Annotated in this window: 16 protein-coding genes; 9 read left to right on the forward strand and 7 right to left on the reverse strand. The window is 63.9% G+C overall.

Features of this window, described 5'->3' with window-relative positions; translation table 11 throughout:
* Window positions 1–78: 78 nt before the first annotated feature.
* From PARACOCCUSGL_RS0111355 to PARACOCCUSGL_RS0111385, 7 genes are all read right to left on the reverse strand, one after another.
* Window positions 79–2088: a CocE/NonD family hydrolase gene (locus PARACOCCUSGL_RS0111355; RefSeq protein WP_029372097.1), complete on the reverse strand. Its 2010-nt coding sequence runs from the start codon at window positions 2086–2088 to the stop codon at window positions 79–81.
* A 75-nt stretch (window positions 2089–2163) separates the two neighbouring features.
* Entirely contained in the window at window positions 2164–3759 is a 1596-nt protein-coding gene (locus tag PARACOCCUSGL_RS0111360; RefSeq protein ID WP_010396533.1) for an ABC transporter ATP-binding protein, read from the reverse strand.
* A complete protein-coding gene (locus tag PARACOCCUSGL_RS0111365) occupies window positions 3756–4586 on the reverse strand; it encodes an ABC transporter permease (RefSeq protein WP_010396535.1) in 831 nt (276 codons plus the stop codon). The genes PARACOCCUSGL_RS0111360 and PARACOCCUSGL_RS0111365 overlap by 4 nt, the downstream gene beginning before the upstream one ends.
* A gap of 1 nt (window position 4587) precedes the next feature.
* A complete protein-coding gene (locus PARACOCCUSGL_RS0111370; protein ID WP_010396537.1) occupies window positions 4588–5547 on the reverse strand; it encodes an ABC transporter permease in 960 nt (319 codons plus the stop codon).
* On the reverse strand, window positions 5547–7094 hold the full coding sequence (locus PARACOCCUSGL_RS0111375) for an ABC transporter substrate-binding protein (RefSeq protein ID WP_010396539.1): 1548 nt from the start codon (window positions 7092–7094) through the stop codon (window positions 5547–5549). Before PARACOCCUSGL_RS0111375 ends, PARACOCCUSGL_RS0111370 begins: the two co-directional genes overlap by 1 nt.
* Window positions 7095–7241: 147 nt before the next feature.
* Window positions 7242–8132 carry a LysR family transcriptional regulator gene (locus PARACOCCUSGL_RS0111380; protein WP_010396541.1) on the reverse strand — a complete coding sequence of 297 codons (891 nt, stop codon included), beginning with the start codon at window positions 8130–8132 and terminating at the stop codon, window positions 7242–7244.
* An 86-nt stretch (window positions 8133–8218) separates the two neighbouring features.
* Complete coding sequence (locus PARACOCCUSGL_RS0111385) at window positions 8219–9184, reverse strand: LysR family transcriptional regulator (RefSeq protein ID WP_029372099.1); 966 nt, start codon at window positions 9182–9184, stop codon at window positions 8219–8221.
* Window positions 9185–9320: 136 nt separating this feature from the next.
* Between PARACOCCUSGL_RS0111385 and PARACOCCUSGL_RS0111390 the strand changes: the two genes are divergently transcribed.
* The 9 genes from PARACOCCUSGL_RS0111390 (at window position 9321) to PARACOCCUSGL_RS0111430 (ending at window position 19279) form a co-directional block, all read left to right on the forward strand.
* Window positions 9321–9938 carry an FMN-dependent NADH-azoreductase gene (locus tag PARACOCCUSGL_RS0111390; RefSeq protein WP_010396545.1) on the forward strand — a complete coding sequence of 206 codons (618 nt, stop codon included), beginning with the start codon at window positions 9321–9323 and terminating at the stop codon, window positions 9936–9938.
* A 174-nt stretch (window positions 9939–10112) separates the two neighbouring features.
* Window positions 10113–10625, forward strand: coding sequence for a hypothetical protein (locus PARACOCCUSGL_RS0111395; protein ID WP_010396548.1), 513 nt, complete (start codon window positions 10113–10115; stop codon window positions 10623–10625).
* A complete protein-coding gene (locus tag PARACOCCUSGL_RS0111400; protein WP_010396550.1) occupies window positions 10622–12802 on the forward strand; it encodes a NosR/NirI family protein in 2181 nt (726 codons plus the stop codon). Before PARACOCCUSGL_RS0111395 ends, PARACOCCUSGL_RS0111400 begins: the two co-directional genes overlap by 4 nt.
* Window positions 12803–12818: 16 nt before the next feature.
* Window positions 12819–14777: a TAT-dependent nitrous-oxide reductase gene (gene nosZ, locus PARACOCCUSGL_RS0111405; RefSeq protein ID WP_010396551.1), complete on the forward strand. Its 1959-nt coding sequence runs from the start codon at window positions 12819–12821 to the stop codon at window positions 14775–14777.
* A gap of 4 nt (window positions 14778–14781) precedes the next feature.
* A complete protein-coding gene (locus tag PARACOCCUSGL_RS0111410) occupies window positions 14782–16110 on the forward strand; it encodes a nitrous oxide reductase family maturation protein NosD (RefSeq protein WP_010396554.1) in 1329 nt (442 codons plus the stop codon).
* Complete coding sequence (locus tag PARACOCCUSGL_RS0111415) at window positions 16076–16975, forward strand: ABC transporter ATP-binding protein (RefSeq protein ID WP_010396556.1); 900 nt, start codon at window positions 16076–16078, stop codon at window positions 16973–16975. The genes PARACOCCUSGL_RS0111410 and PARACOCCUSGL_RS0111415 overlap by 35 nt, the downstream gene beginning before the upstream one ends.
* Window positions 16972–17796: an ABC transporter permease gene (locus tag PARACOCCUSGL_RS0111420; protein WP_010396558.1), complete on the forward strand. Its 825-nt coding sequence runs from the start codon at window positions 16972–16974 to the stop codon at window positions 17794–17796. The genes PARACOCCUSGL_RS0111415 and PARACOCCUSGL_RS0111420 overlap by 4 nt, the downstream gene beginning before the upstream one ends.
* Window positions 17793–18368 carry a nitrous oxide reductase accessory protein NosL gene (locus PARACOCCUSGL_RS0111425; protein WP_010396562.1) on the forward strand — a complete coding sequence of 192 codons (576 nt, stop codon included), beginning with the start codon at window positions 17793–17795 and terminating at the stop codon, window positions 18366–18368. The genes PARACOCCUSGL_RS0111420 and PARACOCCUSGL_RS0111425 overlap by 4 nt, the downstream gene beginning before the upstream one ends.
* Window positions 18365–19279 (forward strand): FAD:protein FMN transferase, encoded by a 915-nt coding sequence (locus PARACOCCUSGL_RS0111430; protein WP_010396565.1) that lies wholly within the window; start codon window positions 18365–18367, stop codon window positions 19277–19279. The genes PARACOCCUSGL_RS0111425 and PARACOCCUSGL_RS0111430 overlap by 4 nt, the downstream gene beginning before the upstream one ends.

Below are 19279 nucleotides of genomic sequence, written 5' to 3' on the forward strand. Positions count from 1 at the left end.
TCCCTTCGACACAGAAGGTCCCCAAAAGGAGGCGACGGTCAAGACAGAGTGCAGGGGGCGGCAGCGCCCCCTTTTGCGTCAGAGCAGATGGCGGGGGATTGTCTCGTCCCAATCGCGTCGTGCGACCTCGTTCGCGCCTTCATAGGCGATCAGCCGGCCTTTCAGGAAGAAACGCCCGGCATCCGCGCTCATCTCCGTGACGGTTTCGATACGTGTGCGCCAGCCTTTGCGGCCCATCTCATAGCTTTGGGTCAGGACATAGCGTGCCGACAGGGGATCGTCGGGCCGGATGGTCAGCTCACGGCGCAGGTTATGGGCCAGTTCGGTGCCGGTCTCATCAATGCGCACGATCCCCTCACCGAAAAGCCCGCCCCGCCCCTCGGTGATATAGTGCGCAACCCCGGTGACATGGTCAAACGACGACGCGCGCAGCACCAAGCCAGGATCAGTTCGCGTCAAAACGGCCAAAACTCCAGAAGAGGGCGGGGGAAAGGACACCTCGGCTTGCGGGGCCGAGGGGTCACGCATGGGCAGCGTCAGGCGGCAATCTCCGGGCCGGATCGTCACCGTGGCGGGTTGCGGCGCGGGCCAGATCATTGGCCAATATGCTGTTCCGATTGACACCCGGATCCGGTGCCCGGGCAGGAAGCGATGCCCACAGGCCGACAGCATGATCTTGATGCGATAGCGCTGGCCGGGCTCCAGCGGCGTCGGCGTTTCGTGACTGTCCCGGTGGGTGAGGTTCAGCACCTGATACGAGACACGCAGCACCTCGCCCGAGGGCAGCACGTCGCACAGTCGTACGCCAAGCTGGGCCACCGGGACATCGGCGCCAAGCTCAAGCTCAAGCTCTGGCGCGCCAAGGATCTCGACCGCATCGGTCAGCGCGGCAGAGGTAAAATTCAGCGCCCCCCCGTCATCAAGGCGCTGATCGGTCGGCATCTCGCCCTCGCAGCCGGTGCCCATCCATTCACCCCCGGCGCGGCCGTGATCCTGAGGCGAGCGGATCGACAGTTCCGCGTCGTCAGTCCGGGGCATGGGCGCAAGCGTGCCATTCGCATGCAGATGCAGCACATGTGGCAGGATGGTGGGGCTGGGCCAGCGCATCTCACCCACCCAGCGGCCGGGCTGTTCTTTTCGGGTGCCGGTCGGAGGTGTGGGGTCGTTGATAAAGGCGCGCAGCTGCGGCTCATCCATCACTCCGGTATCAATGCCCCTGAGCCAGTGATCCCACCAGCGCACCGCCTCTTGCAGAAAGCCGATCGCGGGCCCGGGGACACCGTCATGGGGATAGACATGACCCCAGGGGCCGATGATGCCGCGGCTTGGCACCGGCAGCTTTTCCAGCAGGCGCGGGACCGAGTTGGTATAGCTGTCTACCCAGCCACCGACCACCAGCACCGGGCATTGAATCGCGGACCAGTCCTCTTGGACCGAACCATGTTTCCAATAGTCGTCATAGCTTTGATGGGCGGCCCATAGCGCCGGAAAGAAGGGCAGGTTCCTGATCCGCTCAAGCCAGCGATCGCGCCAGCCTGCTCCGGCGATCTCGGGGTCAAGCGGACGGGCCTGATAGGCCAGCATGATCGAACCCCACCACAGGTTGTCGTTCAGCAGACAGCCGCCCATGAAATGGATGTCGTCGCGGAAACGGTCGTCAGTCGAATAACAGCTCAGGACGGCCTTTAGCGCGGGCGGGCGGCGCATGGCGACTTGCAGGCAGTTAAAGCCCGACCAGCTTTTTCCCATCATCCCGACATTGCCCGAGCACCATTCCTGCGCGGCGATCCAGTCGATGATCTCAAGAGCGTCATCCTGTTCCTGCGCCAGGTACTCATCGGCCAGATGACCGTCGGAATCGCCGCTGCCGCGCATGTCCACCCGAATTGAGGCATAGCCGCGCTGTGCGAAATAGCCGTGCATTGGCTCGTCCCGGCCCCGGGTTCCGTCGCGTTTACGATAGGGAATATATTCCAGAACCGCGGGGACCGGATGCGACCGTGCGCCACTGGGTAGCCAGATCCGCGCCGCAAGACGGGTGCCGTCACTCAGTGTTATCCAAGTGTTTTCAATAACTTCTATGCTCATTTTACTCTCCGCTGGCATCAGGAAAGGGACCGGCGCCGCGTAAGGGGCCTGCGTCGGCGGATGGAGGGGCGGGGATCAGTGCGCGGCGGTGACCTCGTCCAGCCAATCGGTGCGCAGCTCGGGGACTGCGGCAAGCAGGCGGCGCGTATAGGCCTGCTCCGGCGTCGCAAATAGCGTCGCGGTCCCGGCTGTCTCGATGATCCGGCCCGTCTGCATCACCATCACCCGGTCGGCGAGGCGGCGGACCACCGACAGGTCGTGGGTGATGAAAAGATAGGCGATGCCCAATTCGTCCTGAAGCTGGAGCAAGAGGCGCAGGATGTCCTCGGCCACCAGCGGATCAAGTGCCGAGGTCACCTCGTCGCAGATCAGCAGATCCGGCTTTGCCGCCAGCGCACGGGCGATGCAGACGCGCTGTTTCTGCCCGCCAGACAATGCGCCGGGCAGCCGGGCGGCGAAACAGGCGGGCAGGCCGATCTGATCCAACAGCCGCGCAACCTCGTCTTTCAGCGCCCGGCCGCGCAGTCCTCCGAACAGCGCCAGCGGTCGGCCGATCGCCTCACCCACGGTCTGGTGCGGGTTCAATGCCACATCGGGCAACTGATAGACAAGCTGGACACGCCGTAGCTGGGCGTTGTCGCGCTGGCTCAACTCCGGTGGCAGGCATGCGCCGTCCAGCCTTACTTCGCCCCGCGCCGGTGGCAAAAGTCCGGCGATCAGCCGTGCCAGCGTCGACTTGCCCGAGCCGGATTCGCCCACCACGGCCAGCGTTTCACCCCGGTTCAGGCGCAGCGAGACGTCATGCAGAACCTGTGTCCGGCCATAGAAGGCATCGACACCTTCGATTGCCAGCAATTCATCCTTGCCAGGATTGTGCATGCGCTGCGAGGCAGTCAGGCTGCCGTGCCGCTCGGCCACCAGCAGGCGGGTGTAATCCTGTTGCGGCGTGTCAAGCAGCGCGGCGGTCGGGCCGGTCTCGACTTCGCGCCCATTGCGTAGCACCATCAGCCGGTCGGCGATCTGGGCGATCACCGCCAGGTCATGAGTGATGTAAAGCGCGGCGGTCCCATAGCGGCGGATCACGTCGCGCAACAGCCGCAGCACCTCGATCTGGGTGGTGACGTCCAGCGCGGTCGTCGGCTCGTCCAGCACCAGGATATCGGGCTTTCCTGCCATGGCCATGGCGATCATCGCCCGCTGCAACTGCCCGCCCGAGACCTGATGCGGAAACCGCCGGCCGAAATGTTCGGGGTCCGGCAATTGCAGGGCGCTGAACAGGTCGGTCATCCAGACGCGGGCCTCGGCCTCGTTCATCAGCCCGTGGACGCGCGGCACTTCGAGGATCTGGCGTTCCAGCCGCATCGCCGGGTTAAAGGCTGCCGCAGCGCTTTGCGCCACATAAGCGATGCGGGTGCCGCGCAAAGCCTCCCGTGTCTGGCGCGGTGCGGTGCGCATCTCGGTCCCGGCAAGGCGGATTTCGCCCCCTGTGATGCGGCAGCCGCCCCGGCCATAGCCCATCGAGGCCAGCGCAACCGTCGATTTTCCCGCACCGGATTCCCCGATCAGACCCAGTACCTCACCCGGGTTCAGGTCCAGCGAGACGCCGTGCAGCAGTGCCGTGCCATCCGGCGCTTCGACCCTGAGGTCACGGATCTGCAGTACATGGCTCATCGGTTTTCTCCCTGTATGGTGGTGCGTCCGGCCAGCGCCCAGTCAACGACAAGGTTGACGCCGATGGTGACAAGCGCGATCGTTCCGGCCGGAAACAGGGGCGCGTAAAGGCCGTAAAGGATGCCCTGCTGGCAGTCGCGCACCATGCCGCCCCAGTCGGCAAAGGGCGGCTGCACCCCCAGCCCAAGGTAAGACAGCCCAGCGACGAACAGGAAGGCAAAGCAGAAGCGCATCCCGAATTCGGCCATCAACGGCGGCAGGGCATTGGGCAGGATCTCGCGGCGCAGCATCCACCACAGGCCCTCGCCGCGCAGACGGGCGACCTCGGCATATTCCATCACCACGATCCCTTGTGCCAGGATGCGGGCAAGGCGAAACACCCGCGTGCTGTCCAAAAGCGCGATGGTTCCGATCAGGACCGGCAAGCTTGAACCAAGTGCCTGCAAGACGACAAGCGCCGAGATCAGCACCGGAATAGACATGACGATATCGACCAGTCGTGCCCCGATCAGATCGGGCCAGCCACCCCTCAGCGCAGCCAGAAAGCCCAGCGGCACCCCGATGCAGAATGAGATCACCACCGCCGCCAGCGACACGCCCACCGACATGCGCGCCCCGTGCAAAAGGCGCGACATCATGTCCCGCCCGTTCTGGTCCAGCCCAAGGGGATGGGCGGCAGACGGCTCGGCAAAGGGCATGCCCAGCACATCTTCCTGTCCATAGGGGGCAAGCATCGGTCCAAAGAGAAACAGCACCAACGTCCCCGCAAGGATCAGCGTGCCAAAGACGGCCGAGAGGGGGATCCGTCCGAAAACCGGCAGGGTCATCTCAGGACTCCTTCACGCGTGGGTGGCGCAGGCGAGGATTCAGCGCGATGGCGGCGATATCGGCCAGCATGTTCATCACCACATGGACAGCGGCAAAGACCATTGCGGCCGCCTGCACCATCGGCACGTCTCGTTTCGAGACCGCATCGACCATGAACCGGCCCAGCCCGTTGTAATTGAAGATTGTCTCGACCAGCACCACACCGGCGATCAGATAGGTCAGGTTAAAAGCGACGACATTGATGGTCGGGCCAAGCGCATTCGGCACGGCATGGATCAGCACGACGCGGCCCATGGGCAACCCCTTGAGGCAGGCCGTTTCGATGAAGGGCTGGTCCATTACTGCAAGGACAGTCGTACGGGTCATGCGCATGATCTGCGCAACGGTCACCAGAACCAGCACCAGCATCGGCAGGGTCGTGGCCTGCAGCCATGCTGCCAGACCCATGCCGGACCAAGTATCGGCAAGGCTTGGCAACAGCCCCCACTGGACCGAGACGAACAGGATCAGCAGCAGTCCCAGGAAATATTCCGGCAATGAGACGGTCGCCAGCGCCACGACATTCGCCGCCCGATCAAAGAACGAGCCGCGAAGGGCTGCCGAGGATATCCCCAGCCCGACTGCCAGCGGCACAGCGATGACGGCCGCATAGCCGGCCAGCGCCATGGTATTGCCAAACCGTGGCCAAAGCAGCTCGCCAACCGGCTGGCGATTGGCCAGCGACTGCCCCAGATCGCCATGCAGAATACCCGAGGCCCAGGCGAGGTAACGCGCGACCGGCCCGGAATCGAGGCCAAGTTCTTGCCGCAGCGCGGCCAGTGACTCAGGTGTCGCATTCTGGCCAAGGATTGCGGCGGCCACGTCGCCGGGCAGGATCTCGGTGCCCGTAAAGACCAACATCGAGACCAAGACCAGGGTGATGACCCCCAGTCCCAGCCGCTGCAGGATCAGCCACGCCATCAGTCCAGCCAGACCTTTTCGGCCATACGCGCGCCCATCAGGTTGAACATCGGATGCGGCGTGACCCCTTTGACCTTGACCGAAACGGCGTCGAGATAGTCGCCGAACATCGGGATCATCGCGCCGCCATCGTCATGGATCATGCGCTGCAACTCCCAATAGATCTCGCGGCGGCGGCTGTCGTCGAGCAGGGCGCGCGCCTCGGTCAGCAACCGGTCGAAATCGGCATTGGCCCAATGGGTGTCGTTCTGGGCCGAGCCAGAGGCATAGGCGATGGTCAGCATCTGATCTGCCGTCGGCCTTCCGCCCCAATAGGACATGCAGAAGGGCGCCTTCATCCAGACATTGTCCCAATAGCCGTCGGCAGGCTCGCGCTGGATGGCGACCTCGATCCCTGCCGGGGCGGCCGTGGTGCGATATATCGCTGCTGCGTCCACCGCCCCCGGGAATGCCGCATCCGAGCTGTGCAGCGTAAGCGTCAGCCCCTCAAGCCCCGCCTGCCGCAGATGGAATCTGGCTTTGTCCGGATCATATGGGCGCTGCGGCAGTTCACTGTTGAAAAAACGGTCCGAGGACGGGATCGGGTGGTCGTTGCCAAGTGCTCCATTGCCCAGAAGCGCGGTCTTGAGCAGCAGTTCACGGTCCACCGCATGTTTCACCGCCAGCCGCACATTCGCATCCGAAAACGGCGCCTTGGTGCAATCCATGAGGAAGGTATAGTGTTGCCCGCCCTTTGAGCGCACGATCTCCAGATTGCGGTTGCGTGCCAGCAGATCCACGGTCTTGAGATCAAGGTTATTGATCACCTGCACCTGTCCCGACATCAGCGCGTTGGTGCGGGCGGCGATATCGTTAATGACGATGACCTCGACCGTATCGACATTGGCGCAGCCCGGCTTCCAGTAATCAGGGCTGCGACGGAAACGTGCACGCACGCCCGGCTCGATGCTTTCGGGGACAAAGGGGCCGGTGCCGATGGGGTTTGCCCAGTCGGTAAAGCCCTCGGGCACGACGAGGAAATGATAATCCGACAAGACATAGGGCAGGTCGGCGTTGCCCGAGGTCAGGGTTATCCTGACCTCATGTTGCGATACTTTCCGGACGTCGCTGAACGCCGCTGCAATCGAACGCGCCGCCGAAGAGCTGTCGCCCCGGTGCAGGTTCAGCGAATAGACGATGTCATCGGCGGTCAGGGTCTTGCCGTTGTGGAAGGTGATGCCCTGACGGACGCGGAACAGCCATTCCTCGGCGCCTTCGCCAGTCTCCCAGCTTTCAAACAGCTCGGGCCGGGCGATGTTTTCGGCGTCGATCTCGACCAGGCCGTTCATCACCATATAGGCCTGGTTCACCGGCACCCAGTCGTTGAGCTTGCGCAGATCGAAATCGTCGGTGGTCGAGCCGCCGCCCAGCCCCATGCGCAAAAGGCCGCCCCGTCGGGGGGTGTCCTGGGCAGACAGCCGGCCGGGGAACAGCGCCAGTGCCGATAGTCCCGCCGCGCCGGCAAGCAAGCCGCGCCGCCCGATCTGCGAGGGTTGTCCGTGGTTCATGTGTTTTTACGCCGCAGATACGGCGCCTCCCCGTGTTGAACGATCCCGTGACCTGTTGGCAGGGCTCAACCCTATGGCGCGGGCAGGGCAAGGCAAATGATTTTCAGTCATACCCCTTTGACGCAGGGGCAGGGCGGCGAGGCCGGATCATTTCGTGATCCCGTGACGGTTGCTTGCTACCAGCCAATCGAACAGCTTTTTCGCCGGTGCGCGCAGGTGCCGCTGGGTCGGGCGTATCAGGTAATAGCGCCCCTGACCCATCAGCCGGTATGGGTGGGCCTGGACAAGATGGCCGGCGTCGATCAGGTCCTGGACCAGCCATGTCCAGCCCATGGCAACGCCGGTTCCCTGCACTGCTGCCTCGATCGCCAGCCGGTAGCTGCCCATTTTCCAGCGCATCGTTGCCTCGGGCAGGGTGACGCCGGCGCTGAAAAGCCAGTTGCCCCAATCTGTCCACTCTTTGAAGGTTTCTTCCATGGTCAACAGCAGTGGGGTTTCCATTTCGGCCAGCAGCGGCTGCCCGGGGGCTGTGACGGGCACCATCTCTTCGGCGCCAAGCGGATGCATGACGAAATCGGCCACCCGGCCCGGGCGGTGGTAAAGCGCCAGATCATATTCATCTGGCCGCAGCTGCGAGATATTCTCGTCCACCCGCAACTTCAGCTCAAGCCAGGGCAACTCGTGGTGCAGGGCGGCAAGACGCGGCATCACCCACAGATCGGCCACGCCCTGTGAGCAGGCCAGCACGACACGGTGACTGTCATGTGTGCCGGGCATTCCCTCGCTCAGCACCGAAAGTGCATCCATGGCCTGGCCGACCTGCAAGGCATATTCCTGCCCCAGCGCATTCAGCATGACGCCAGAGGTCGTGCGTTCGAAAAGCACTGCGCCGACATGATCCTCAAGCCGGGCGATCTGGCGGCTGACCCCGCTTTGCGTCAGCCCCAGGATTTGTGCGGCGGCCGAGATCGAGCCGCAGCGGGCGACGGTCTGAAATGCAACAAGGGCGCTGAGCGGGGGGACGCGAAGGCGGGTCATCGGAGGCCTGCTTCTGGCGGCGGGTCAGAGACCATGAAATTTCATCATGGACCCATAGGCAAGTGCCGGTTGCATGCCGTGCCCGGTCAGGCCGGTTTCACCGTGACGCATTCGTCCCCGGCCTTGGCAAGATTGGACAGGTCGACCTGCTTGGGACAGGCCGACAGCCGTTGGCGAAACGCCTCGATCAGCCAGCTGGTCGCGGGGCCCGGCGAATGGTCAGCCCGGCAAAGCGCATAAAGCGAGTATTCGCCCAGTTCGTAGGCATCCAGATCCAGCTGTACCAGCCGCCCGCATTTCAGGTCCTTTCTGACCAGAGCAGCCGGCAGTCCGCCCCAGCCAAGCCCGCCGCGGATCAGTTGGTGCTTGGTCGCCACATCGCCGACGCGCCAGATCTTGTAGGAAAGGACGTTGAAGTTTCGCCCGCTGGTCAGGCCCGAGGCGTCAGTGACCACCAGTTGAACCTCTTCGCGCACATCGGCAAGGGTCAGGGGGCGGCCCAGCCGGGCCAAAGGGTGGCTGGCAGCGGCCACCGGCACCATGAAAGAATGCCCCAGCTTATCGGCCGAGATCAGGTCATTGTTCAGCAGAGGCGCGCCGCCGATGCCGATATCTGCCTTGCCGTTGATTACAAGGTTCATCACCGCGCCCAGTTCACCCACCGTCAGGTTCAGCGCCACCGAGGGGAAGGTGTCACGAAACCCGCGCAGGACCGCGACCACGATTTCCGAGGGCACCATGACGCTGATCGCCAGGGACAGCTCAGCCTCAAGCCCCTGTTTAAGGCTGCGCGCCCGCGCCCGCAGAACCTGCAGGTCCGAAACGATCCGCCGTGCATCGGTCAGCAGGGCCTTGCCAGCCTCGGTCAGACGGGGCCGGCGTGGGCCGGCACGCTCAAACAGAACCACATCCAGCTGCGCCTCAAGATTGGCAATGGTGTAGCTGACCACCGATTGCGCCCGGTTCAGCTGGCGCGAGGCAGCCGAAAACCCCCCGCTTTCGGCGACGGCCAGAAAGACCTGCAACTGGTCAAGGGTGGGGTTGGCTTCCATCTTTGCCATCCATTTTTTCGATAACTAACTTCGATATTTTATCGGTTTTACGGATCATATTCCAGCCCTAGGTTATCGCCCATGCAACGGCCCCGGGCCGTCAGGGAAAACTGAAAGACAAGGAAAGACTGGGATCATGTCCTCAATTCTGCTGATCACTTCGAGCCCGCGTGGCGATGAATCGCTGTCGAGCAAGGTTGCCACCGATCTGGCCAATGCCCTGCGCGCGAAAAACCCCGATGCACAGATCCATCACCGCGATCTGGGTGCCGAGCCGATCCCCCATCTTGATACGGTGACGACTTCGGCGATCCGCAAACCCGCCGAGGCACGCAATGAGCAAGAGGCCGCTGCCGCTGCCTATTCTGACAAACTGGTTGCCGAGCTTTTGGCGGCTGATGCGGTGATCATCGGCACCGGTCTGATCAACTTTAACATCTACTCCACGCTGAAAAGCTGGATCGACAATGTGGCCCGTGCTGGTCAGACTTTCCGTTATACCGAAAACGGTCCCGAAGGGCTTGTGACCGGCAAAAAGGTCTATGTCGTCCTCGCTGCGGGCGGCGTTTACTCGGAAGGCGCGGCTATGGGCATGAACCATGCCGTTCCCTATCTGCGCACTGTGCTGGGCTTCATGGGCATGACCGATATCGAAGTTGTCTATGTCGAAGGCCTCGCATTTGGTCCTGAGGCTGCTGAAAAGGCGATTGCCGCTGCTCAGGTCCGGTCCGAGGAACTGGCGCTCGCTGCCTGACGTCACATAAAACATCGCCAAAGCTGCTGTAAGGCCGGTGCGTTTCGCGCCGGCCTTGTTCATTTTCCAAGGTTGTGACCCCTGCGTCAGGCTGCCGCAGGCGTTACCCGATTAAACCGAACGGTTTTTGATCAAAGTCAACGAAGCAAATGGCCGCTTGCCTAGACAGGGGGTATGCGCAACCAAGCCGTCCATAACCAGGTCCGACGCTTTTTCTCTCTCGTCGTGATGGCCCTGACCGTTCTGGCCGGCCAGGTGGCGACCGGGGCGGCGATGCCCGGCCATCTGGCCGCGGCACTCGCCGGCCCGCTGGAACAGGTGGTCATCTGCGCCGGTGGTCATGCGCGCACCGTCTGGCTTGATGCCGAGGGCAATGAACGTCCCGCCCCTCAGGACTGTAACGATTGCCGGTTGTGCAACCTGCCGCTTGCCAGCGCCGATCCGCAGCCCCGGCCGCTGCCCGGTATCGTTGTCCGGACATATGCGCGGGCGGGCATTTTGCCGGCCGCCCCGCAGGTACATGGCGCAATCCGGCCCCCGCTTGTCCTGACGCGCGGCCCGCCCGTCTTTCCTGATGCCCGGACTGTTGCTGCCTTGCCTGAGGGCAATGGCCAGATGCAGCGCGCACCCCGGCCAGGCTGGCCGATGCGCGGGGTCCGGGCAAATTTCCTGGATGTCTCCGTATGACCCTATTCCGTCTCATCCTGACCTTTGCACTGCTTTTTCCGGCGTTGCCCGCCGCAGCGGAAAGCGTGCTGGCGCAGCTTTTACCGCAACAGCATGCCGCCGATCTGGTGCCCGGTGCCGATGCCTTCGGCCCGATCAGGTCCGATCTCGCCGTCGCGCCAGTGCTGAAGGGGGGCGAGACGGTGGCCCATGCCTTTGTCACCTCGGATTTCGTCGGCACCACAGGCTATTCGGGCAAGCCCATTCATACGCTGGTGGCGCTGGACAAGGATGCAAAGGTCGCTGGCGTCCAGCTGGTCAGACACTCTGAACCAATCGTCCTGATCGGCATCCCCGAGGCCCGGGTCAAGGCACTGGTCGAGGGTTATCAGGGTCTGGATCTGGTGGCAGAGGCCCAATCGGGCGGCACCGCGCATGAGGTCGAGATCATCTCGGGCGCCACGGTAACGGTGATGGTGATCGACGATTCGATCACGCGTTCGGGCCTTAAGGTCGCGCGGGCACTGGGTCTGGGCGGGCTTGCCCCCGAAGCCGCCGCAACCGGCCCCGAATTCGAGATTGACCCCGACGCCGCCGCCCCGGCCGACTGGCACGAGATCGAGGGCGATGGAACCCTGCGGCGGCTGTCTCTGGACGTTGGGCAGGTGAACGCGGCTTTTGCCGCCAACCCCGACCCTCGCGCCGCCGAGCGGGCGCTTGGCGCGCCGCCCGAGACTACTTTTATCGAGATGCACGCCGGGCTGGTCTCGGTCCCGGCCATAGGCAAGGCCGTGATCGGAGAGGCGCAGCAAGCGAACCTGCAAAGCTGGCTTGGTGAGGGGGATCACGCCATCGCGGTGATGGGACGCGGGCTCTACAGCTTCAAAGGTTCGGGCTATGTGCGCGGCGGTATCTTTGACCGGATCGTGCTTATTCAGGATGACGTTTCGGTCCGCTTTCGTGACCGTGATCACCGGCGGCTGAACGGGATCGCCGCCGAGGGCGCCCCAGAGTTCACCGAGATGGACCTGTTCCGTATCCCCGCCGCCTCGGGGTTTGATCCGGCGAAACCGTTCCGCATTCAGCTGCTAGTGCAGCGCGAGGTCGGGCCGATCGACAAGGTCTTTCACACTTTTGACCTTGGCTACCAACTGCCCCAGCGTTACCTGCGCCGCCTTGCCGTGCCCACGCCCGAGGCCGCAGCCACGCAGTCCGAACCTGATGAGGGCGCGGCGCAGGCCCAGTTGTGGAAACGCATCTGGCTGGATTCCAAGGCCAGGATTGTCGGGCTGGGGGCAATGCTGCTGGTGCTGACCGGGGTGTTCTTTTTCCAAAGCTTTGCCACCCGCAGCGAGCGCGCCTTTTACATCTTTCGCATGGGTTTTCTGACCGTCACGCTGGTCTGGCTGGGCTGGTACGCCAATGCGCAACTTTCGGTTGTGAACCTGATGGCGCTGTTTGGCAGCCTTGTCAGCGGCTTTAGCTGGCAGGCGTTCCTGCTGGACCCGCTGACTTTCGTGCTGTGGTTTGCGGTGGCGGCGGCGCTGCTTTTCTGGGGACGGGGGGCCTATTGCGGCTGGCTGTGCCCCTTTGGCGCGCTGCAAGAGCTGACGAACCAGATCGCGCGCAAGCTGCGCATCCCGCAATGGACCCTGCCCTGGGGTCTGAATGAACGGCTGTGGCCGGTCAAGTACATGATCTTTCTTGGGCTGTTCGGTGTCTCGCTGATGAGCGTCGAACAGGCCGAGCATCTGGCCGAGGTCGAGCCCTTCAAGACGGCGATCATCCTGAAATTCGTGCGCGCATGGCCCTTTGTCGCCTATGCGGCGGCGCTGCTGATCGCGGGACTGTTCGTCGAGCGGTTCTATTGCCGCTATCTGTGCCCGCTTGGTGCGGCGCTCGCGATACCGGCGCGGATGCGCATGTTCGACTGGCTCAAGCGCTACCACGAATGCGGTAACCCCTGTCAGACCTGCGCCCGCCAATGCCCTGTGCAGGCTATCCATCCGACGGGTGAGATCAATCCCAACGAATGCATCAACTGTCTGCATTGTCAGGTGCTCTACCAGTCCAAATCCGTCTGTCCGGTGGTCATCAAAAAGCTCAAGCGGCGTGAGGCCGTGGCCGGAGGCAGCACTCCCAGGCTGGGCCAGCCCCCTGCGGGCCACCCTAACGCCACCCGCAAGATTGAAGTTTGAAAGAAGGAGTTCGATCATGGAATCGAAGCACGAAAAGGGACTTAGCCGGCGCGCGCTTCTGGGCGCGACCGCGGGCAGCGCGGCCATCGCCGGCGCGTTCGGCGGCCGGCTGGCGCTGGCGCCGGCGGCGGTCGGGCTTGGCACGGCGGGTGTCGCCAGTGTCGGCGGGGCCGGTGCGGCTATGGCAGCCGCGGGCGACGGTGCGGTCGCGCCGGGCCAGCTTGACAGCTATTACGGGTTTTGGTCCTCGGGCCAGACGGGCGAGGTGCGCATCCTTGGCATCCCCTCGATGCGTGAGCTGATGCGGGTGCCGGTCTTTAACCGCTGCTCGGCCACCGGCTGGGGCGTCACCAATGAGTCGATCCGCGTCCATGAACGCAGCATGACCGAGCGGACGAAAAAACAGCTCGCCGCCAATGGGAAACGCATCCATGACAACGGCGACCTGCACCACGTCCATATGTCCTTTACCGAGGGCAAATATGACGGCCGTTATCTGTTCATGAACGACAAGGCCAATACCCGCGTGGCGCGGGTACGCTGCGACGTGATGAAATGCGATGCCATCCTTGAGGTGCCGAACGCCAAGGCCATCCATGGTCTGCGCCCGCAGAAATGGCCACGCACGAACTATGTCTTCTGCAATGGCGAGGACGAGGCGCCGCTGATCAACGACGGCACCACGATGGAGGACCTGTCTACCTATGTGAACGTCTTTACCGCCGTCGACGCCGATAAATGGGATGTCGCCTGGCAGGTGCTCGTCTCGGGCAACCTGGACAACTGCGACGCGGATTACGAAGGCAAATGGGCCTTTTCGACCAGCTATAACTCGGAAATGGGTATGACGCTGGCCGAGATGACCGAGGCCGAGATGGACCATGTCGTGGTCTTCAACATTGCCGAGATCGAAAAGGCCATCGCCGCCGGTAACTATCAGGAACTGAACGGCGTCAAGGTGCTGGACGGCCGCAAAGAGGCAGGCAGCCTTTTTACCCGCTACATCCCCATCGCCAACAACCCCCATGGCTGCAACATGGCGCCGGATAAAAAGCACCTTTGTGTCGCGGGCAAGTTGTCGCCCACGGTGACGGTGCTGGATGTGACCCGGTTTGACGCGCTCTTTTACGAAAACGCCGATCCCCGCAGCGCCGTGGTGGCCGAGCCGGAGCTGGGTCTTGGCCCGCTGCACACCGCCTTTGACGGGCGGGGTAACGCCTATACCTCGCTGTTCCTCGACAGCCAGGTGGTCAAGTGGAACATCGAGGACGCCATTCGCGCATACGCGGGCGAAAAGGTCGATCCGATCAAGGACAAGATCGACGTTCACTACCAGCCGGGCCACCTCAAGACGGTGATGGGCGAGACGCTGGACGCAAGCAACGACTGGCTGGTCTGCCTGTGCAAGTTCTCCAAGGACCGGTTCCTGAACGTCGGTCCGCTGAAGCCTGAAAACGACCAGCTGATCGACATTTCGGGCGACAAGATGGTGCTGGTTCACGACGGCCCGACCTTTGCCGAGCCGCATGATGCGATCGCCGTTCATCCCTCGGTCCTGTCCAATGTCCGCTCGGTCTGGGACCGTAACGACCCGATGTGGGCCGAAACCCGCAAGCAGGCCGAGGCCGATGGTGTCAACCTTGATGAATGGACCGACACGATCATCCGCGATGGCAACAAGGTGCGGGTCTATATGACCAGCGTCGCGCCCAGTTTTTCGGTCGAAAGCTTTACGGTAAATGAAGGCGACGAGGTCACGATCATCGTCACCAACCTTGATGAGATCGACGACCTGACCCACGGCTTTACCATGGGCAACCATGGCGTTGCGATGGAGATCTCGCCCCAGCAGACTTCTTCGGTGACCTTCGTGGCCGCCAATCCGGGCGTCTACTGGTATTACTGCCAGTGGTTCTGCCACGCGCTGCATATGGAGATGCGCGGGCGCATGATGGTCAAGCCGAAGGCGGGCTGATCCGATGCGCTGGCTGTCCCCGATCCTTGCCCTGCTGCTGGCCTGTCCGGCGCTGGCCGCCGAGCATGTCGTCATGCCGGGCGGGGACAGTCTGGCGCGCGCCATCGCCGGGGCTGTGCCCGGCGATGTGCTGCAACTGCAGGACGGGACCCATGCCGGTCCCGTCACCATTGATCGGCCGCTGACCGTCACAGGCACGCCCGGTGTGGTCGTGGACGGGCAGGGGCAGGGCACGGTCATCACCATTGCCGCACCCGATGTCACTTTGCGCGGCTTTTCCGTCACCGGTTCGGGCGGGGTGAACAAGGACCTCGACGCCGGGGTCAAGATCCTCAAGGGCGCCGACAGGGCCCAGATCCGCGGGCTGAGGCTTAGCGGCAATATGCATGGCATCGACGTGCATGGCGGCCGCGACGCCCAGGTCATCGGCAATGAGATTATCGGCACCCGCCACCCCCATATGAATGAGCGGGGCAACGGCATCTATGTCTGGAACAGTCCGGGCACGCTGATCGAGGGCAACAGCATCCGCCATGGCCGCGACGGCATCTTTTCCAACGCCAGCGCCGACAGCATCTATCGCGGCAACCTGTTTCGCGACCTGCGCTTTGCGGTGCATTTCATGTATACCCGCAATACCGAGGTGTCGGGCAATATCAGCATCGGCAACCATCTTGGCTATGCCATCATGTTTTCGGACCGGGCGGTGATCCGGGATAATTTCAGCCTTGGCGACCGCGAACACGGGCTGATGCTGAACTATGCCAACAATGCCGACGTGACCGGCAACCTGATCCGGGGCGGCAAGCGGAAATGCCTTTTCATCTACAACGCCCATCGCAACCTGATCTGGAAGAACCGCTTTCAGGATTGCGGCATCGGCATTCACTTTACCGCGGGGTCGGAACGTAACGTGCTGACCGGGAACGCCTTTATCGGCAACCGCGAGCAGGTGAAATATGTCGGCACCCGCCATGTGGAATGGAGCCATGACGGGCGGGGCAATTTCTGGTCCGATCATCCGGGCTTTGACCTGAACGGCGACGGGATTGCCGACGGGGTCTATCGCCCGAATGACCTGATGGATCACATCCTATGGTCTCAGCCTGCCGCCGCGCTGCTGACCGGTGCGCCCGCCGTACAGCTGATCCGTTGGAGCCAGCAAAGCTTTCCCGCCACCCTGCCGGGCGGCGTTCAGGACAGCGCGCCGCTGATGCGGCCGCTCTCCATCCCCGTCCCGCCCGAGATCGAGGCCTATGAGCAAGAGGTTGCCGGGCGATGGGCAAAAGGAACTTATGATGAATTCGACCCTGACGATCTCGCGACTCACTAAACGCTTTCAGGGCGTGAGCGCGCTCAGCGAGGTGTCGCTGAGCCTTGGGCCGGGGATGCGCGTCGCGCTTTTGGGCCATAACGGTGCGGGCAAATCGACGATGATGAAGATCATCCTTGGCCTGATCCCTTTCGACGGGGGGCAGGTGCAGGTCTGCGGTGCCGCGCCCGGTTCGGCCCGTGCCCGCGCGCAGGTAGCCTATCTGCCCGAGAATGCGGCCTTTCACCCCGCCCTGACCGGAGAGGAACAGATCCGCCATTATCTTTCGCTGCGTGGCGAAAGCCCGCGCCGGGCGTCGGAACTGCCTGAGCGGGTCGGGCTGGCCCGGGCGGCAGGGCGGCGCATCGGCACCTATTCCAAGGGCATGCGCCAGCGCGTCGGTTTGGCTCAGGCGCTGATCGGACGGCCAGGGCTGCTGGTGCTGGATGAGCCGACCTCGGGGCTGGACCCGGTGTCGCGGCGCGATTTCTATGCGCTTCTCGACGGGCTCGCGGCCGAAGGGGCGGCGATCCTTTTGTCCTCACATGCGCTGACCGAGGTCGAGGCCCGTACTGATCGTATCTTGATCCTGTCGCAGGGTCGGCTGGTGGCCGAAGGCACGCTTTCCGATCTGCGCCGCCGCGCTGCGCTGCCGGTTGCGCTGATCGTCACCCCCGCGCCCGATGCGGCTGCTGCGCTGGCCGCCGCGCTGCCGCAGGCGCGGCAGGCGGATGACGGAACGCTGCATCTGACCTGCGCCCAAACGGAAAAGCTGGCGCTGCTTGCGCATATCGCCACGCTTGGGCCGCAGGTCGCGGATCTTGAGGTGATCCCGCCCAGCCTTGAGGACATCTACAGCCATTTCAGCCGGAGAGACGGGCAATGATCCGCCGCATCCTTTCCACCGCCGCGCTTGAGTTCCGCATCGCGTTGCGCAACCGCTGGGTGGCGATTGCCATTGGTCTGATGGTGGTTTTTGCACTGGTCCTGGCGGCGGCAGGTGCTGCGCCCACCGGCGATATCGGTGCCGACCGGCTGTCGGTCACCGTGGTTTCGCTGACCTCGCTGGCTGTCTATCTGGTGCCGCTGCTTGCGCTGCTGATGAGCTTTGATGCCATTGCCGGAGAGGTCGAGCGTGGCACCCTGCCGCTGCTTTTGACCTATCCGGTCGCCCGGGCCGAGGTGCTGGCCGGCAAGCTTGTCGCGCATATGGCGATCCTCGCACTGGCGGTGGGGGCGGGCTATGGCGCGGCGGCGCTGGCGGCGGTCTGGGTCGATCCCGCCTCGACAGCGGGGCTGCCGGCGCTATGGCGACTGATGTGGAGCTCCACGTTGCTTGGTGCCACGTTCCTTGGCGTCGGCTATGCGCTGTCCTGCCTTGCCCGGCGGCCGTCCGGTGCGGCGGGGCTTGCGGTCGGGCTGTGGCTGGGTCTGGTCGTGCTTTACGATCTGGGCCTGCTTGCGATGATCGTTGCCGATGGTGGTGGACCGCTGACCGGCCGGGTGCTGCCGGTGGCGCTGCTTGCCAATCCCGCCGACGCCTTTCGCCTTTTCAACCTTGCCGCGGCCGAGGCTGCCAATGCCGCCGCTGGCATGGGCGGCGCTGCTGCGACGATCCCGCTATGGCAATCGGCGCTGTCGGTGGTTCTTTGGCCGCTGGCTGCACTGGGGCTTGCCATTGCCGCTTTCCGAAAGGTCACGCCATGAGAAAGGCGTTTGTGTTCATCCTGCTTTGCGGCCTTGCCGCCTGCCGCGAAGAGGTCGCGCAGAACACCGACCCGGTCGAGCTGAATGCCGAAACACTGGGCCATTTCTGCCAGATGAACCTGCTTGAACATCCCGGCCCCAAGGCGCAGGTGCATCTTAAGGGCCTGCCGGGGACGCCACTGTTTTTCAGCCAGGTCCGCGATGCCATCGCCTATGCCCGGATGCCCGAACAAAGCCACCCGATCCTTGCCATCCACGTCAATGACATGGCCCGCCCCGGTGCCGGCTGGGACGAGCCGGGGCAGGGCAACTGGATTGCTGCGGGGGATGCGTTCTATGTCCTTGGCTCGTCCCGCATGGGCGGTATGGGCGCGCCCGAGGCGGTGCCTTTTTCCAGCCGCGCCGCGGCCGAGCAGTTTGCCGCTGCGCATGGCGGTCAGGTCATGCGTCTGAATGACATCCCCGACGCAATGGTCCTGACGCCCGGGGATGCCGCCGCCGACAGCGGCTCCGAGGCTGAATTCCAGGACCGCCTGCGCGCACTGAACCAACCCGAGGAGCCTGCGACATGAGCCTTTCCCGTCGTCGCTTTCTGACCATTTCGGCTGCCGCTGCCTTGCTGCCCGCCACATTGCAGGCCCGGCCCGCGCGCCATTGGGTCGGGCAGGCGCTTGGCGCCCGCGCCGCGATCCACATCGACCACCCTGACGCCGGGGCCATCACCGCCCGCTGCCTGGCCGAGATCGAGCGGCTGGAAAACATCCTTAGCCTTTATCGCCCGGAAAGCGCACTGTCGCGCCTGAACCGGGATGGGGCGCTGGACGCTCCGCCATTTGAACTGATCGAATGCCTGTCGCTTGCTGGCAGCGTTCACCGCGCAAGCGGCGGGTTGTTTGATCCCAGTGTGCAGCCACTCTGGTCGCTTTGGGCCGAGGCTGCGACCCAAGGTCGTCGTCCGGCCAAGGCTGAGCGTCGCGCGGTGCTGGCCCGGATCGGCTGGCAGGGCGTGAACCTTGATTCTGGCCGCATCACGCTTGCCCCCGGCATGGCGCTGACGCTGAACGGTATTGGTCAGGGCTATGTCGCCGACCGCATAGCCGCGCTGCTTGAGGCCGAGGGGCTGAGCAATATCCTGATCGACACCGGCGAATTGCGTGCGCTGGGGGCGCGGCCCGATGGCGCAGACTGGCCAGTGCAGCTGGCCGATGGTGGCAGTACCGCGCTGCGCGGCCGGGCGCTGGCGACCTCGGCTCCGCTGGGAACCTGTTTCGATGCCGGTGGGCAGGACGGGCATATCATCGATCCGCACAGCGGTATGCCGGCGCGGCCGGTGTGGCGCGCGGTCAGCGTCTCGGCCCCCGGCGCGGCGCTTGCGGATGCGCTTTCGACCGCGGGCTGTCTGACCCCGGACAGGCTGGCGCTGGACGGGCTGCTGTCAGCCTTTCCCGCGGCCCGGCTCGAAGCCGCACATATGGCAGGCTAG

This window comes from Paracoccus sp. TRP (assembly GCF_000185925.1).
Classification (GTDB): Bacteria; Pseudomonadota; Alphaproteobacteria; order Rhodobacterales; family Rhodobacteraceae; genus Paracoccus; species Paracoccus kondratievae.

Bases quoted from the DNA above. Each gene is read 5' to 3' on its own strand.
- PARACOCCUSGL_RS0111355 (WP_029372097.1), bottom strand. From the start codon at position 2,088: ATGAGCATAGAAGTTATTGAAAACACTTGGATAACACTGAGTGACGGC.
- PARACOCCUSGL_RS0111360 (WP_010396533.1), bottom strand. From the start codon at position 3,759: ATGAGCCATGTACTGCAGATCCGTGACCTCAGGGTCGAAGCGCCGGAT.
- PARACOCCUSGL_RS0111365 (WP_010396535.1), bottom strand. From the start codon at position 4,586: ATGACCCTGCCGGTTTTCGGACGGATCCCCCTCTCGGCCGTCTTTGGC.
- PARACOCCUSGL_RS0111370 (WP_010396537.1), bottom strand. From the start codon at position 5,547: ATGGCGTGGCTGATCCTGCAGCGGCTGGGACTGGGGGTCATCACCCTG.
- PARACOCCUSGL_RS0111375 (WP_010396539.1), bottom strand. From the start codon at position 7,094: ATGAACCACGGACAACCCTCGCAGATCGGGCGGCGCGGCTTGCTTGCC.
- PARACOCCUSGL_RS0111380 (WP_010396541.1), bottom strand. From the start codon at position 8,132: ATGACCCGCCTTCGCGTCCCCCCGCTCAGCGCCCTTGTTGCATTTCAG.
- PARACOCCUSGL_RS0111385 (WP_029372099.1), bottom strand. From the start codon at position 9,184: ATGGAAGCCAACCCCACCCTTGACCAGTTGCAGGTCTTTCTGGCCGTC.
- PARACOCCUSGL_RS0111390 (WP_010396545.1), top strand. From the start codon at position 9,321: ATGTCCTCAATTCTGCTGATCACTTCGAGCCCGCGTGGCGATGAATCG.
- PARACOCCUSGL_RS0111395 (WP_010396548.1), top strand. From the start codon at position 10,113: ATGCGCAACCAAGCCGTCCATAACCAGGTCCGACGCTTTTTCTCTCTC.
- PARACOCCUSGL_RS0111400 (WP_010396550.1), top strand. From the start codon at position 10,622: ATGACCCTATTCCGTCTCATCCTGACCTTTGCACTGCTTTTTCCGGCG.
- nosZ (WP_010396551.1), top strand. From the start codon at position 12,819: ATGGAATCGAAGCACGAAAAGGGACTTAGCCGGCGCGCGCTTCTGGGC.
- PARACOCCUSGL_RS0111410 (WP_010396554.1), top strand. From the start codon at position 14,782: ATGCGCTGGCTGTCCCCGATCCTTGCCCTGCTGCTGGCCTGTCCGGCG.
- PARACOCCUSGL_RS0111415 (WP_010396556.1), top strand. From the start codon at position 16,076: ATGAATTCGACCCTGACGATCTCGCGACTCACTAAACGCTTTCAGGGC.
- PARACOCCUSGL_RS0111420 (WP_010396558.1), top strand. From the start codon at position 16,972: ATGATCCGCCGCATCCTTTCCACCGCCGCGCTTGAGTTCCGCATCGCG.
- PARACOCCUSGL_RS0111425 (WP_010396562.1), top strand. From the start codon at position 17,793: ATGAGAAAGGCGTTTGTGTTCATCCTGCTTTGCGGCCTTGCCGCCTGC.
- PARACOCCUSGL_RS0111430 (WP_010396565.1), top strand. From the start codon at position 18,365: ATGAGCCTTTCCCGTCGTCGCTTTCTGACCATTTCGGCTGCCGCTGCC.